Here is a 16,352-nt window from a genome sequence, read left to right on the forward strand (position 1 = left end):
TAAATCAACTGGCCGGCGGGGGCAGGAACAGCGCCTGCTCCCGCCGCACCAGATCAGCGATGTAGTCGGCGGTCATCGAAATCCGCGCCAGCGAGCGCAGATCCTCGTGCACGATCAGCCAGAAGGACCGGGTGATCGTCAGCTCGTCGGGCAGCACCGGCACCAGATCCGGCTCGCCGGCTGCGATGAAGGCGGGCAGCATGCACAGGCCGGCACCGGCCAGCGTCGCCTTCAGCTGGGCGACGAGGCTGCTGCTCTTGATCCGCGGCGCGACCTCCCCGATGGTCTCGACATAATCCAGTTCCGGCGCGAAGATCAGGTCGTCGATATAGCCGATGAAGGAATGGCCGCGCAGGTCGCTGCGGCTGCGGATCGCCGGCCTTGCGTCGAGATAGGCGGCGGTCCCGTACAGCCCCAGCCGGTAATCGGTCAGTTTCCGTGCGAACAGCCGTCCTTCCTGCGGGCGCGACAGGCTGATGGCGATGTCGGCCTCGCGCTTCGACAGGCTGAAGACGCGCGGCATGGCGACCAGCTGCACCTCCAGCTCCGGATGGCGTTCGCACAAGGCCCCGATGCGCGGCGCCAGGAAACAGCTGCCGAAGCCGTCCGGCGCCCCGATCCGCACGGCACCGGCGAGCGCCAGATCGCCGTCGGCCACCATGCCCTGGGCCAGCAGGGCCGCACTCTCCATCACCTCCGCCGTCTGCTTCAGCCGTTCGCCCTGCGGCGTCAGGGTAAAGCCGCTGGGCCGCCGTTCGAACAGGGTGACGCGCAACGCGTCCTCCAGCGCGGTGATGCGGCGGCTGACCGTGGTGTGGTCGGCGCGCAGCCGCTGGGCCGCGGTGGTCAGCGTGCCGGCCCGGGCCACCGCCAGGAAGAAGCGCAGGTCGTTCCAGTTGAAATCGGCCATGTCCGCCGGCGCGCCGCCCGTTCTTGCAGGGTGAATGAGGGGCCGGACTCTCCCATCAAGCCGCCCGCCTGACAAGAGCGCCAATCTGCTCCTGCGACAACGCCGCACACGGGGGCAGCACGCCAATGGAAGGTGTACGGCCGAAAGAGCCTGATCCGAAGGGGTACCGCATCTTCCGGGGCAGCGCCCCCATTTCGCGCGGACGAACAGGCGCCCTGTTGCGTTTATCTGTTAAGCGACGCGGATGCGACGGCCAAGAGGATACAGGATGCCGGGCGAAGGCCGGACGGTGAGGGGCAGCGGAGCGGTGATGGTGGCGGCACTTGCGGCCCTGCTCGTCATGCCTGCCGCAGGCCCGGCTGCGGCGGAACCGCTGCTGTCGGCACCGGAGGTCCAGGAGGCCCACCAGGAGTCCGCCGCCCCCCTGCCCTCCCCCGCCCCGTCGAAGCCGCAGACGGACGCCTTCGACTGCTGGCTGCTCGATCCGGGCCGGCTGGAGCAGGCATCCGACCGCGGGTTGTGCGGCGATGCCTTCGCCCGCGCGCCCGAAACCGCGGCGCTGCCGGAGGCCCCTCCCCCGCCGCTGGTCACGCCGTCACGCAAGCCGAAGGCGCCGGACCGCCGCGCCCGCAGCAGCAGTAGCCGCAATGTCGGCGGCCCGGAAAGCCACAGCATCGCCAGTTCGCCCGCGCGGGTGTCGCGCGGCGGCGACGGCGACTTCTTCAGCAATTTCCAGCGGGATTTCCGGTCCCTGACCAACCTGCTGGGCGGCGGCAGCCCGCCGTCGCGCCGCGGCGACGACAGCCCCGCCTCCCACACCTCGCACAATCACTGAGGGTCGGATCGCCCGGTCTTTACCGCCGGTCGTCCTCGGCCTCCGCCCCGATGTCCTCCGCCTCCACATCGATGGTGACGCCGGCACGGCCGGAGCGGACATGATCGTCATGCTCCGGGTCGATGCCATGGTCGCGCCGCAGCTCGTCGCGGATTTCCGCCATGCGGACGCGCAGCCGGGCATAGTCCGCCAGCAGCTGCCGGCGCCGGTCGTTCGGCGTCACGTCCTTCGGCGGGCGCAGCGAGCGCTTGAAGTCGATCAGCTGGCGGCGGGTCACGTCGGGACGGATCAGCCCCTGGGCCTTGGCGCGTTCCAGCTCGTCCGGCGTCATGGTGACGATCTGGTAGGCGACGCTTTCCGCTCCCGGCAGCACGTCCAGCGACAGCCGTCCGGTGTCCACCGCCTCCGCCACCGCGCGGAAACGGAAGGCGGTCTCGACCGAGAACGGCATGTCGCTCTCGATCATCGCCTCGAAGTCGCCGTGCGGCAGGATTTCCTTGGCGCGGTTCAGGTACCGGCCGATCGACAGGAACTCCTTGCGGCTGCGGTTCCAGTGATAGCGGATTTCCTGGGCGAATTCCTGCCGGGTGTGGCAGGGCACGATGGCGTCGCTGATGTCCGACGCCCGGCGGTCCGCCTTCGACGGCGCCACGGCAGACCCTGAGCGCCCCCCACCATGCAACGGGGTAGACGCTACCTCGGTTCTGGCATCCGGCGGCGGAGCGGCCTTGCCCTGCTCCGCCACCTTCTTCATGAAGGACTTCACATTGGCCATCTTCAAATCCCCCGGGTTCAGATCCCCAGCTCGTGCCGGATGAAGTACCAGGCGCCCAGACACTCGTCGGCGCCGTTGACCGCGCCGACATCGACGATGGAGCAGCCGACGTCGTCGACCCGGTGCATGTCCTCGATGTCCGGCACCTCGTGCGGCACCAGCCGGCCGACCCGGCCCAGTTCCAGCTTCGCCTCGCGCAGGCTGACCGACCGGCGCTTGACCCGGTTCAGCAGAAAGGCGGCGGGGCGGCCATAGTCGCGCAGGAACTCCATCCAGGGGATGACGCTCATCTTGTCGAAGCGGCCGACCCCGGTCGGCACCAGCACCAGATCGGCGCGGCGCAGCAGGATCTTGGTCGCCTCCGGATACAGCTCCACCGACGGCGGCGTATCGACGAAGACCACGTCGTAGCGGCCGGGATCGATCTGGGCGAGCGCCGCCTCGATGTCGTCCAGCGTCCCTTCGTAATGGTCGATGGACGCGACATCGTGCGGACGGCGCAGTTCGTGCCACTGCCCCAGCGTGCGCTGCGGGTCGAAATCCAGCGTTGCCACCCGCATGCCGTCCTTGGCCGCGGCCACGGCGGTGTTCTTGCAGCTGGTGGTCTTGCCGGTCCCGCCCTTCGGCGCACTGTACACCACCCAGCGCGCGGGCAGCGGCGCGGCCTTGTTTACCGTGCCGCCGGCACCCTGGACTGCCGACCTGCCGGTTGATTTACCTGTGGATTTGCCCGCGGATTTCCTTGTGGCGACGGCGGTCGGATCGGCCATCTGTTCCCCCTGCATCGCGTGCCAGTCGTCTGATGGCCTTCTTCTTAGCGGATCGTCCCGGTCCCCGAAAGGGCAAAGGCGGCACCTGCGCCATGGAAATAGGCGCTCTCTGTACCGTCAAAGCCGTTACCGGTAACGCCTCGCCCCCATTTCCGTTACCGGTAACGCTTGCGCCAATGCCGGTCCAACCGCCTCTGTTGCCGCCACGAAACAATCTGTCACCACTTTCGGGATTTCCGTACCCGCGTCCCGTCGCTAAAATGTTTCGCATTCCAGGGTTTTGAACAGCGTATTGCCTTCCCGCAAGAGTCGGGGGCGGCAATGGGGGTTGGGTCGGTGATGCGGGGATCGGGGCGGGAGTTGGATGTGCACGGCAGGACGGCGGTCCGCCGGGACGGCGCACGGCGCCGGGCGGCATTGCGTCACAGCACGGCATTGGCCGGGGCGGCGCGTCTGGCGATCCTGACCGCCTTCCTCGCCCTGCCCCTCCCCGCACTCGCCAACCCCGAAGGCGGCGTGGTCACCGACGGTGCGGCCACCATCCAGTCCACCGCCCCCGGCCGGCTCGACATCATCCAGTCGACGCCCAAGGCGGTGATCGACTGGCGGCGCTTCGGCATCGCCGAGGGCGAGCACACCAATTTCCAGCAGCCCGACGCCGCCGCCATCACCCTCAACCGCGTCACCGGCTCCGACCCGTCGGCGATCCTGGGGCGGCTGACCGCCAACGGGCAGGTCTGGCTGGTCAACCCCAACGGCATCCTGTTCGGCCCGAACGCCCGGGTCGATGTCGGCGGGCTGGTCGCCACCACCCACGACATCCGCAACGCCGACTTCATGGCCGGCCGTCATAATTTCGAGGGCCGCGCCGGCTCCACCGCGACGGTGGAGAATGAGGGCACGATCACCGTCGCCCAGGCCGGGCTGGCGGCACTGGTCGCCCCCGGCGTCGCCAACCGCGGCACCATCCAGGCCCGCATGGGCGAGGTGACGCTGGCGTCGGGCCGCCGCTTCGTCGTCGACCTGTTCGGCGACCAGAAGATCAACATCGCAGTGGACGCCAAGACCGACGCCCGCCCCGTCGGCGCCGACGGCAAGCCGGTGGACGCGCTGGTCAGCAACAGCGGCAGGATCTTCGCCGACGGCGGCCGGGTGCAGATGACGGCGAGCGCCGCCAAGGGACTGGTCGACCGCGTCGTCAACATGTCCGGCACGATCCAGGCCCGCCGGGTGGAGCAGCAGGGCGGCGACATCGTCCTGCTGGGCGACGGCGGCGAGGTCGAGGTCTCCGGCAGCATCGACGCCAGCGGCAGCGGTGCCGGCCAGACCGGTGGCTCCGTCACCGTGTCGGGCAACCGCACGACGCTGACCGCCACCGCCCGCGTCACCGCCTCCGGTCCCGCCGGGGGCGGGGAGGTGCTGATCGGCGGCGACGTGCAGGGCGGCAGGGCGTCGGCCGCCACGCTGGCCGGCTACAACATCCGCCCGGCGCGCAAGCCGGTGCCGCCCTCCACCGAGACCGTCGTGGCACAGGGCGCGGCCATCGCCGCCGATGCCACGGAGAATGGCAAGGGCGGCAAGGTCGTGGTGTGGGCCGACGGCAGCACCCGCTTCGACGGCACCGTGTCCGCCCGCGGCGGGGCGGCCGGCGGCAACGGCGGCTTCGTCGAGACGTCGGGCAAGCTGTCGCTGCATGTGCGCGGCAGCGTCGATGCCGGGGCCGGAACAGGGCAGGGGATAGTGGCTGGCGGCTTCTGGCTGCTCGACCCGACCGACATCACGGTGGCGGCGACCGGCGGCACCATCACCGCCGACAGCATCCAAACCTCGCTGAACGGCGGGACCAGCGTCACGTTGCAGACCGATGCGGCGGGGACCGATGCCGGCGACATCACCATCGATCAGGCGATCCTGAAGACGGCCGGCGGGGATGCCTCGCTGACGCTGAAGGCCCACCGCAACATCGTCGTCAACCAAAGCATCGTGTCCAGCGCGGGCGCGCTCACCCTCACCCTGAACGCCGCGACCGGCTCCGGCAACGGCATCGTGCGGACGGCGGCAACCTCCGGCACGTCGCCCATCGCCATCACCACCAATGGGGGCGCCTTCATCGTCGGCGGCGGTTCCAACCCGGCGATGAAGCCGGCCTCCGGCATATCCGGCGGTTATTCGCCCAGCTCCGACCGGGCCGGCGTGGAGTTTCACGACACCGTCGTCACGACCGGCGCCGGCTCCATCCTGATCAACGGGGCCGGCGGCGAGAACAATGGCGACGGCAACCACGGCATCGCGCTGTACGACAGCCAGCTGACCACCGGGACCGGCTCGATCACGCTGAACGGGGAGGGCGGCAACGGCATCTATCACGGCGACAATGTCGGCGTGCTGCTGTCCTCCTCCGCGCTCCAGACCGGGGGCGGCGCCGTTTCCATCACCGGCACCGAGGGGCATGGCGAAAGCTCCCAAGGCAACGATGCGATCCGCGTCACCGACGACTCCTCCATCACGGTGCAGGGCAACGGGGCCATCGCCATCAGGGCGGGCGCCAACTCCAGCCGCGACATCCAGCTGAGCGGCGCCGTGATCCGCAACGGCAACGCCCCCATCACGCTGGAGTCGGGCGGCAACCTTTTTCTGGATTACGACAGCAGCCTGACCTCCAGCGGCGCCGTGACGCTCAGGGCGGCGTCCGGCATCTCCCTGATGGACAGCCAGATCGTCGCCACCGACCGGCCGGTCACGCTGAACAGCAACCGCAGCGGCAACGGCGGCGCCATCACCCTGGGCAGCAGCAGCATCGCGACCGCGGACGGCGACATCGTGCTGGGCGGCGACAGCGATCCGGCGAGCATGGCGGCCAAGGCCGACTATGGCGACTGGGCCGGCGTGTCGATCGCCAACAGCTCGCTCTACACCGGCCACGGCTCCATCTCGATCCGCGGCGAGGGCGAGGGGTACAGCAACAGCACCCACGGCGTCCTGATCAACGGCAGCTCGACCATCGGCGCCGCCACCGGCAAGATCGCCATCCATGGCAAGACGACCTCCCAGTCCGACACCCGGAACGCCGGGGTGCTGATCGAAAGCAACGACCAGGGCGGGCCGACCGTCACGGCCGGCTCCACCGCCGCCGACGCCATCCTGATCGACGGCGACGCCAGCGAGGCGGACTCCATCGAGTCCTGGGGCGTCATGCTCCAGGGCAGGGTAGGGCTGCTGTCGTCCGGCGGCGTCTCCGTCAGGGGCAAGGGCGGCGCGTCGTCCGCCGATTTCGAGGTCGCCGGCATCGGGCTGGACGCCGAAAGCACTGGCAACATCCAGATCGTGGCCGCCGCCGGAGAGGTGTCGCTGCAAGGCACCGCCGGAACCGCCGGCCCCCACGGCACCGCCTCGGCCCTGTACAGGAACGGCGCCGTGACGATCAGCAGCACGCCGGCTCCGCCGCCACCTCCTCCTCCCCCACCGCCGCCACCTCCACCACCGCCGCCACCTCCCCCCCCTCCGCCGCCGCCCCCCCCGGTAACGCCGCCGGTGACGGACCCGACGCCGACCGCACCGACGACGCCCACCACTCCCGGCACCGGAAGCGGAACCGATACGCCGTCCACCGGCACGCCGACCACGACCACCCCGTCGACCGGGACGGAAACGTCCGGGACCGGTACCACGGGCACGGGAACGACGGACACCGCGTCCCCGGAGACCGGAACGACCACGACCACCACGACGAGCGGCAGCCAGTCCGCCGCGTCCGCCTCCAGCTCCGCGCAGGCGGCGCTGCAAACGGTGGCGCAGATCGCCGCCAACCCAGCAACGACCACCACCGCCACGACCGGCACCGGCGCGACCACCGCCACGACCACGGGCAGCAGCACGACCCGCAGCAGCACCGGCGCGACCACGCCGCAGACCCTGCTGGCGACGCTGGAGCAAGGCACGGCCACCCAGACCGCGGCCGCCCAGACCGCAGAAGGGCAGGGCACCCAGGCGGCGGGCGGCAGTTCTGCCTCCAACAGCGCCCCCTCCAACGGCGCCCCGGCCTCGCCGCCTCCACCGCCGCCGGGTCCGGCGACGGTTGTGCTCGCCTCCGGCCGCTCGGTCTCCTTCACGGCGGACGCGGCGGCGGCCTATTCCTCCGGCGCCACCCTGTCGCAGCCGGGGCCGCAGCTTCTGGCCTCCCCGCAGGTGCAGGCGGCGGCCGGCACCCTCATCCAGGCGGCCGGCAACGGCGGCATGGTCCAGGCGGTGACGGCGCTGGCGAGCGGCGGCCTGTCGCTGCCCGAACAGCGCGCGGTGCTGGCCAGCGTGCCCGTAGCCACCCTGATCGGCGGGCTGACCGCCAGCAGCGACCCGGTGGCGGCGCGCGTCGGCGGCATTTTGCAGAACAGCGCGGCGGGCCAGCCCGGCGGCTACGCCCAGGTGCGCGCCGCGGCGGCGCAGGCCAACCTGCCTCCCCAGGTCGCCCGCACCTATCTCGCCATGGTGCAGCGGGTGGAGCGCGAACAGCGCACCCAGGCCTTTTCCGGCGCGCTCCGCCAGCTGGTGGCGAACCCGTCGGCGGCGGACATGTTCGGCCGGCCGGCAGCCGCCTCGGCGCCACCCAGCCTGCAACAGGCACGCGGCGGCCGCACCCGCGGCGGCACCATGACCCTGCGTGGCATCGTCGCCGACAGCGCCAATCTGGCCGAAGCGCGGGTGAACGGCCGCTGGGTCTTCATCGACGAACAGGGCCAGTTCCGCACCAGCATCCCGGTGGAACCGGGGGCGAAGGAAGCCACCCTGACCATGACCGACGAGGCCGGCAAGACGACGGAGCAGCGCATCGCCATCGACAGCGCCACGGCCGCTCCCGACCCGGCCGCTCCGCCGAAGCCGCGCAAGATCGCCCTGATGATCGCCGTCGACAGCTACCGCGACGGCGCCATCCCGGCCCTATCCACGCCCGACGCCGACATCAGGGCGGTGGGCAAGGCGCTGAACGACCAGCTCGGCTACGAGACGCGGGTGCTGCGCAACCCGACCAAGGCGCAGATCGGCGAGGCGCTGCGCAAGCTCGGCCGCGAGGTCGGCGAGCAGGACCAGGTGATGGTCTATTACGCCGGCCACGGCTATGAGCTGGCGGAGACCGGCACCGGCTATTGGCTGCCCGCCGACGCGGAGACGACCAGCGCCCGCAACTGGGTGTCGAACAACGACATCGGCCGGTTCCTCAGCCGCATGCCGGCCAAGCATGTGATGGTGGTGTCCGACAGCTGCTATTCCGGCGCCTTCACCAAGGAGCAGAAGGTCGATGCCAGCCGCCTCGCCAGCGAAACGGAGATCCGGCAGCGCCGCTCGGTCATGGCCCTGTCGTCGGGCGGCGACGAGCCGGTCGCCGACGGCGAGGTGAACTCGCCCTTCGCGGTGGCGCTGAAGAAGCGGGTGCTCGGCCTGCCGAAGGACAGCAGCGGCTACGCCCTTTATCAGGAGGTCCGCCAGGACGTGACCAGCGAGGCGCCGCAGACCCCGCAATATGGCGTGATCCGCACCGCCGGCTACGACGAGGGCGGCGACTTCATCCTGGACCTGCCCGACCGCGCGATGAACTGAGGGGAGGGGGCGTCCGCAACGGCACCCCCATTTTCCCCTGGCGCATAGTTTCAAAAGAAACTATATCAGCGGCAAATGGTCGCGCCCGGCGCCTGTCGCCGGCGCTCCTCGCAGAAGGGAGCAGCCCGCATGACGTCCTCCGCATTCACCTACCGGTCCGGCTTCGGCAACGAATTCGCGACCGAGGCGTTGCCCGGCGCCTTGCCCGTCGGCCGCAACTCGCCGCAGCGCCCGCCCTACGGCCTCTATGCCGAGCAGATCAGCGGCACCGCCTTCACCGCCCCGCGCGCCCACAACCGGCGGTCCTGGCTCTACCGCATCCGCCCGGCGGTGGTGCACGAACCCTTCCACCCGCTGGAGCCCGGCCGCCTGACCAGCCGCTTCGACGAGGTGCCGGCGCCGCCGACCCAGCTGCGCTGGAACCCGCCGCCGATGCCCGAAGCACCCACCGATTTCGTCGCCGGCCTCGTCACCATGGGCGGCAACGGCGGACCGCAGGCGCAGACCGGCTGCGGCATCCATCTCTACACCGCCAACCGGTCGATGGAGGGCCGCTTCTTCTACGATGCCGACGGCGAGCTGCTGATCGTGCCGCAGCAGGGCCGCCTGCGCCTGTTCACCGAGCTTGGCGTGCTGGAGGTCGAGCCGCAGGAGATCGCGCTGATCCCCCGCGGCATCCGTTTCCGCGTCGAACTGCCGGACGGAACCGCACGCGGCTATGTCTGCGAGAATTTCGGCGCGCCGTTCCGCCTGCCGGACCTCGGCCCCATCGGCTCCAACGGCCTTGCCAACCCGCGCGACTTCCTGACCCCCGACGCCTGGTACGAGGATGTCGACGGCGACTTCGAACTGGTGGCGAAGTTCGACGGCCATCTGTGGACCGCCTGCATCGACCATTCGCCGCTGGACGTGGTGGCGTGGCACGGCAACCACGCGCCCTGCAAATACGACCTGCGCCGCTTCAACACCATCGGCTCGATCGGCTTCGACCATCCCGACCCGTCGATCTTCCTGGTGCTGCACTCGCCCAGCGACACCCCCGGCGTCGACAGCATCGACTTCGTCATCTTCCCGCCGCGCTGGCTGGTGCAGGAGGACACCTTCCGTCCGCCCTGGTTCCACCGCAACGTCGCCAGCGAGTTCATGGGCCTGATCCATGGCGTCTACGACGCCAAGGAGGAGGGCTTCCTGCCCGGCGGCGCCAGTTTGCACAACTGCATGAGCGGCCACGGCCCCGACGCGGAGACCTTCGCCAAGGCCACATCCGCCGACACCAGCCGGCCGCAGCGGATCGCCGACACCATGGCCTTCATGGTGGAGACCCGTGCGGTGATCCGCCCGACACGGCACGCCCTGGAAACTGCGGAGTTGCAGCACGATTATTACCGCTGCTGGCAGGGGCTGGCGAAGCGCTTCGACCCCAACCGTCCTTGAAAGGGCCGTCCCTGAAAGAACCGTCCCTGAAAGCAGGGCAGGGCGGCGGACCGCCGCCGGCTCCCGGCCACGCGACAATTTGTCTCGACGGCGCGCGCGCAGACTTCCACACTGCACCCGTGCCGTTCGGGCGTTTGGCAAGGGGAGAGGGCCGATGGCGGCCGGTGTTGGGAATGGTGATGTTGGCAATGGTGGGGAAAGCCGGTCGCTGCTCGACCGGATGATCGACCGCATGACGGTGCAGCGCAACGCGCTGGCCTGGGCGGAGCGGGCCGTCGACGGCCGCGACGGTCTGGTGCTGGAGGTCGGCCTGGGCAAGGGCCGCACCTTCGACCATCTGCGCCACCTGTTCCCGCCGCGCGACATCCTGGTCTTCGACATGTGGGTCCGCGTACCGCCGGAGCTGACGCCCGACGAGGACCGCCTGTTCGTCGGCGATTTCAAGGAGACCATGCCGGCGGCGGCGGAACGGTTCGGCCGCTGCGCCCGGCTGGCCCATGCCGATTTCGGCAGCACCGACCGCAACCATGACGCCGCGCAGGCGGCGTGGCTGGCCCCCCTGATCGATGCGCTGGTGCTGCCCGGCGGCATCGTGCTGTCCGACCGGCCGCTGGACCGGCCCAACTGGACCCGGCTCGACCTGCCGCCGGACGAGCGCTGGACCTACCATGCCTGGAGGGTGGAAAGCTGAGCGGGGCACGGTGGATTGAAGCAGGGTGGATTGAAAAGGGCGCATGGCAAAAGCAGCGTTGGAAAACGGACCGGGCCACGCCAATTTATTTCCCCTCATCCTCCGCTGCATGACAGGGGCGGCCGGCGACGGCTGCGACGCTGAAGGCCGCGACGCTGAAGGCCATTGATGAACCGCAACATTTTTCAGTTCATTTGGAAGCACAGCGGGCGGCAGCAGATCCTGCTCGCCCTGTTGACGGTCGCCTCCTTTCCGGTGCTCTACGCCTCGCTGGAACTGCCGAAGATCATCATCAACCGGGCCTTGTCGGATCCCCAGCCGGAACGCGAGATCCTCGGCGTCGCCATGGGGCCGGTGACCTACCTGCTGGTGCTGTGCTTCACCTTCCTGGCGCTGGTGCTCGCCAACGGCGCCTTCAAGATGCGGATCAACACCTTCAAGGGCGTGGTCGGCGAACGGCAGGTGCGGCGCCTGCGCTTCATCCTGCTCGACCGCATGCTGCGCTTCCCGCTGCCGCATTTCTCCAAGGTCAGCCAGGGAGAGCTGATCTCCACCGTCGCGTCGGAGACCGAGCCGCTGGCCGGCTTCATCGGCGACTCCTTCGCCCAGCCGCTCTACCAGGGCGGCACGATGCTCACCATCCTGCTGTTCCTGTTCATCCAGCAGCCGACCATCGGTCTGGTGTCGGTCGCCCTCATCCCGGTGCAGGCCTACATCATCCCGAAGCTCCAGCTGAAGGTGAAGCTGCTGGGCAAGGAGCGGGTGCGCAAGGTCCGCCAGCTGTCCGAACGCATCGGCGAAAGCGTCGAGAACATCCGCGAGGTCCGCGTCAACGGCACCGTCCGCTACGTGCTGGCCGAATTCTCGCAGTATCTCGGCAGCATCTACTGGATCAGGCTGGAGATCTACAAGCGGAAGTATTTCGTCAAGTTCCTGAATAACTTCATCAACCAGATCACGCCCTTCTTCCTGTTCTCCATCGGCGGATATCTGGTCCTGCAAGGCAACATGACCATCGGTGCCCTGGTGGCCGCACTCTCTGCCTTCAAAGACCTGACGGCGCCCTGGAAGGAGCTGCTCGACTATTACCAGAACATGATCGACGCCCAGATCAAGTACGAGCAGATCGCCGAGCAGTTCTCTCCCCCCTTCCTGTTCGACTGGGCCACGCCGTCGCCCGCCACCCCTCCCGACCTGAAGGCCCCGCTGCGGCTGGAGGCGGTGACCTGGGCCAACGAATACGGCGACCGCATGCTGCAACGCCTGTCGCTGGAGGTGCCGCCGGGCGCGCTCATCGGCATCGCCGGCACCAACGCGCTGGCGCTGCGCCGTCTGGCCGAGGTGCTGGTGCGGCTGTCGCCGCCGACCTCCGGCCGGATCACCATCGGCGACCGCACGCTCGACGAGCTGCCGCTGGATCTGCTGGGCCGGCGCATGGCCTATGCCAGCCCGGAACCGCGCATGTTCACCGGCAGCATGATGCAGAACATCACCTACGGCCTGCGCCACCGCCCGCCGGCCGACGACCCGGACAGCATGACCCCGGCCCGCCGGCGCGAGATCGTCGAGGCCGAGGCGTCGGGCAACTCCACCGACAGCATGGATGGGATCTGGACCGACTTCGGCATGATCGGCGCCACCGACTGGGCCAGCCTGCGCCCCTGGTTCATGCAGTGCCTGGCCGCCACCGGCGGCGAAAGCGCGGTCTACCAGCGCGGCCTGCGCGAGGTGTTCGACCCCGACGATTATCCCTTCGTCGCCCAGCCGCTGCTGCGCGCCCGCCACTGGCTGCGCGACGCCATCACCGAACGCGGGATGGACAAACTGCTGGCCCGCTTCGAGCGTGACCATTTCAACCCCTTTGCCAGCATCGCCGAGAACATGCTGGCCGGCCTGCCGGACGGCAAGCGGCTGACCGTCGCCCGCATGGTCTGCAACCCCACCGTCCGCGGCCTGATGGAAGAGTACGGGCTGTGGGACTCCGCCGTGCGCATCGGCCGGCGCTTCGCCATGCGGGTGGTCGGCGTCTATCGCGACAGCGACGACGGCGACGTCATGATCATGCGCTACCCGCACATCGACGACGCCCTGTTCGAAGAGTTGGTGGAGGCGGTCACCCGGCTGAAGCGCCGGTCCGAGCGGCCGCAGCGCCGCCATCAGGAGGCCGACACGCTGCTGTTCGCCACCATGTTCCTGATGATCGTGCCCAAGCGCGACGGCATGGACTTCATCCCGCAGGCAGAGCGCGAGGCGATCATGGCGATCCGCGCCCGCGTGCTCGACGACATGCCGCACGAGCTGCGCGACAAGGTCGCCATCTTCCACCCCGACCTCTACCACCCGCGCCTGAACGTGATGGACAACCTCCTGTTCGGCCGTATCACCACCGAGGATCCGCGCGCCATCACCAAGCTCCGCGCCCTGGTGGACGAGGCGCTGGAGCGCACCGACGCGCGGGCCTTCGTGCTGATCCTGGTGGCGCTGGGCGAGGTCGGCATCGGCGGCTCGCTGCTGCCGATCAGCGTGCGCCAGCGGGTCCAGCTGATCCGCGGCCTGATGAAGAAGCCCGACATCTTCGTCATCTATCAGGCGCTGAACAGCTACGATCCGGAGGAGCGGCTGCGCATCTTCCAGGCCATGAAGGAGCTGCTGCCGACCATGACGCTGATCGTGCTGGAGGAGCGGATTTCCGACAATCCCGCCTTCGACGCGCTCTACGACCTGGAGGATGGCCGGCTGGTCCGGCGCGGCCAGAGCGGCGCCGACCAGGACGAGGACACCGTGCCGGGGGACGGGGAGGGCACCGACGAGCCGGCCCTGCGCCTGCTGTCGCGCTCCCCCGTCTTCTCCGACCTGCCGGAAACGGTGCTGCGCCGGCTGCTGGCGGCATCGGAATGGCGCACGGTCGCGGCCGGCGACTTCATCTACCGCAGCGGCGAACAGTCGGAATTCGCCTTCGTCCTGGCGGAAGGGGAGGCGGAGCTGGTACGGCTGATGCCGGATGGCCAGCCGCCGCTGCACATCGCCTACATCAAGCCGCCCGAGGTGATCGGCGAGCTGGAGCTTCTGGCCGGCGTCCGCCGTTTCTCCACCATCCGCGCCCGCACCGACCTGCGGCTGCTGCGGCTGGACGGGCCGACCATGCTGCGCCTGCTGTCGTCGGTGCCGGACCTGCCGATGCGGGTGATCCAGCAGATCGGCAAGCGCCTGACCAGCGAAGCCCCGGCCGTCCCGCCTCCGGCGCCGGCCCCGGCATCGCCCCCGGCACCCGAGGCCCAAACGGCCGAAACCGGCAGCAACAGTGAATCCGCAACGCAAGCATGATGGAATGGATGCGATGGGGCTGAGGCGCAAGGCATCCCCTCTCCCCCCCGGGGAGAGGGTTAGGGTGAGGGGGATGCATGGCGTGGCTATCCCGAAAATCCTCGCTGTGCGCCCCCCTCACCCCGCCCCTCTCCCCGCTTTCGGCGGACCAGAGGTCCGCCTGTCGCGTCAGCGCAAACTTCGTTTGCGCGAGAGCGGGGGAGAGAGGGGGATAACGGCGAATTACGAATGGCCTCGTAAAACGGCAGGAGAGCGGCGCGATGCTGAAGGTTGAGGGCCTGACGATCCGCTTCCGCAACGCCCCCCATCCGGTGGTCGACGGCGTCGGCTTCTCCATCGGCGGCGGGCAGAGCGTCGCGCTGGTCGGCGAGTCCGGATCGGGCAAGACGCTGACCTGCCGCAGCATCCTCGGCATCCTGCCGCGCGGGGCGACGGTCACCGGCGGCTCGATCCTATTCGGTCATGGTGCAGAGGCGGTCGATCTGCTGCGCCTGCCGGCGTCCCGCCTGCGCGACATCCGCGGCAGCCGCATCTCGATGATCTTCCAGGAACCGATGAGCGCCTTGTCGCCGCTGCACACCATCGGCGACCAGACGATGGAGGTGCTGCGGCTGCACGGCAACTGCAACCGGGCCGGCGCCCGCGAACGCTGCCTCGCCATGTTCGAGCGGGTGGGCTTCCCCGATCCGGTCCGCGCCTTCCGCTCCTATCCGTTCCAGCTGTCGGGCGGCCTGCGCCAGCGCGCGATGATCGCCATGGCGATGGTCGCCCGCCCGCAGCTGCTGATCGCCGACGAACCGACCACCGCGCTGGACGTCACGCTCCAGGCCCAGGTGCTGGCCCTGATCAAGGAGTTGCAGGGCGAAACCGGCATGGCGGTGCTGCTGGTCACCCACGATCTGGGCGTCGTCGCCAACATGGCCGACGCCGTGGTGGTGATGCGCGCCGGCCGGGTGATGGAATCGGGGGCCTGCGCCGACGTTCTCGGCCGGCCGCTGCACGGCTACACCCGCAAGCTGATGGCCGCCGCCCCCTCCATCCCCGAGACGACCTGCGCGCAAGGGTCCGGCGCCGTGCACGATCCCATCCTGGAATTCCACGGCGTCGCCAAGACCTACGAGCGCGGCACTATCCGCATCCGCGCGCTGGCCGGCGTCGACCTGTCGGTCGGCCGCGGCGAGACGCTGGCCATCGTCGGCGAGTCAGGATCGGGCAAGACGACGCTGGCGCGGCTGGCCATGCTGGCGGAGCGGCCGGATCCCGGTGGCCGCCTGCTGTTCCGGGCATCCGCCGGCGAACCGCCGCTCGACCTCCTTTCCGCCGCCGGGCCGGAGCTGACCGCCTACCGCCGCCGGGCCCAGATGGTGTTCCAGGACCCCTATGCCTCGCTCAGCCCCCGCATGAGCGTCGGCGAGATCATCGCCGAGCCGCTGGCGATCCACGGCGTCTGCGGCCGCGGCGAGGGACGCGAGCGGGTGCGGGCGCTGATGGCGCAGGTCGGGCTCGACCCCGCCTGGGCCAACCGCTATCCGCACGCCTTCTCCGGCGGCCAGCGCCAGCGCATCGGCATCGCCCGCGCCCTGGCGCTCGACCCGCAGTTGCTGATCTGCGACGAGCCGACCTCGGCGCTGGACGTGTCGGTCCAGGCGCAGGTGCTCGACCTTCTGGAGTCGATCAAGCAGCGGCTCGGCCTCAGCCTGATGTTCATCTCGCACGATCTGGCGGTGGTGGCGCGGCTGGCCGACCGCGTCGCGGTGATGCGCGCCGGCCGGGTGATGGAGGAGGCACCGCCCGCCATCCTGTTCTCCGCCCCGCTGCACCCCTACACCCGCGCGCTGATCGCCGCCTCGCCGGAGCCGGACGTGAGCCGTCCCATCGACATCGCGACGGTGGCCTTGGGCGCCGGCCGCCCCGACCTGTGGCCCGAACCCTTCCGCCCCACCCCCGACGGCGCTCCCCCTCCCCTGGTGGAAGCCGCGCCCGGCCATTTCGTGAGGCGGGCGGCATGAGCAGGCACTTTCCAA

Annotated in this window: 9 protein-coding genes; 6 read left to right on the top strand and 3 right to left on the bottom strand. The window is 69.9% G+C overall.

Annotation, left to right across the window (positions count from 1 at the left end):
• Positions 1–4: 4 nt before the first annotated feature.
• Complete coding sequence (locus tag ABNQ40_RS05935; RefSeq protein WP_109049807.1) at positions 5–910, bottom strand: LysR family transcriptional regulator; 906 nt, start codon at positions 908–910, stop codon at positions 5–7.
• Between the two features lie 268 nt (positions 911–1,178).
• On the opposite strand from ABNQ40_RS05935, the gene ABNQ40_RS05940 reads away from it, so the two are divergent.
• Positions 1,179–1,745 (top strand): hypothetical protein, encoded by a 567-nt coding sequence (locus ABNQ40_RS05940; RefSeq protein WP_109049806.1) that lies wholly within the window; start codon positions 1,179–1,181, stop codon positions 1,743–1,745.
• A 19-nt stretch (positions 1,746–1,764) separates the two neighbouring features.
• Here ABNQ40_RS05940 and ABNQ40_RS05945 read toward each other — a convergent pair whose 3' ends face one another.
• Positions 1,765–2,520 carry a DUF3102 domain-containing protein gene (locus ABNQ40_RS05945; protein ID WP_109490926.1) on the bottom strand — a complete coding sequence of 252 codons (756 nt, stop codon included), beginning with the start codon at positions 2,518–2,520 and terminating at the stop codon, positions 1,765–1,767.
• A gap of 17 nt (positions 2,521–2,537) precedes the next feature.
• Positions 2,538–3,290 carry a ParA family protein gene (locus ABNQ40_RS05950; RefSeq protein ID WP_247879775.1) on the bottom strand — a complete coding sequence of 251 codons (753 nt, stop codon included), beginning with the start codon at positions 3,288–3,290 and terminating at the stop codon, positions 2,538–2,540.
• 366 nt (positions 3,291–3,656) lie between these two features.
• Between ABNQ40_RS05950 and ABNQ40_RS05955 the strand changes: the two genes are divergently transcribed.
• From ABNQ40_RS05955 to ABNQ40_RS05975, 5 genes are all read left to right on the top strand, one after another.
• Complete coding sequence (locus tag ABNQ40_RS05955) at positions 3,657–8,879, top strand: filamentous hemagglutinin N-terminal domain-containing protein (RefSeq protein WP_391345791.1); 5,223 nt, start codon at positions 3,657–3,659, stop codon at positions 8,877–8,879.
• A gap of 129 nt (positions 8,880–9,008) precedes the next feature.
• Entirely contained in the window at positions 9,009–10,313 is a 1,305-nt protein-coding gene (gene hmgA, locus ABNQ40_RS05960; RefSeq protein WP_109049803.1) for a homogentisate 1,2-dioxygenase, read from the top strand.
• A 154-nt stretch (positions 10,314–10,467) separates the two neighbouring features.
• Complete coding sequence (locus ABNQ40_RS05965; protein ID WP_109049802.1) at positions 10,468–11,004, top strand: class I SAM-dependent methyltransferase; 537 nt, start codon at positions 10,468–10,470, stop codon at positions 11,002–11,004.
• 168 nt (positions 11,005–11,172) lie between these two features.
• On the top strand, positions 11,173–14,328 hold the full coding sequence (locus ABNQ40_RS05970; RefSeq protein WP_247879773.1) for an ABC transporter transmembrane domain-containing protein: 3,156 nt from the start codon (positions 11,173–11,175) through the stop codon (positions 14,326–14,328).
• A gap of 260 nt (positions 14,329–14,588) precedes the next feature.
• Positions 14,589–16,337, top strand: a complete 1,749-nt coding sequence (locus tag ABNQ40_RS05975; RefSeq protein ID WP_109490590.1) for an ABC transporter ATP-binding protein — start codon at positions 14,589–14,591, stop codon at positions 16,335–16,337.
• Positions 16,338–16,352 lie beyond the last annotated feature (15 nt).

This window comes from Azospirillum sp. A23 (assembly GCF_042938965.1).
Lineage (GTDB): Bacteria > Pseudomonadota > Alphaproteobacteria > Azospirillales > Azospirillaceae > Azospirillum > Azospirillum melinis.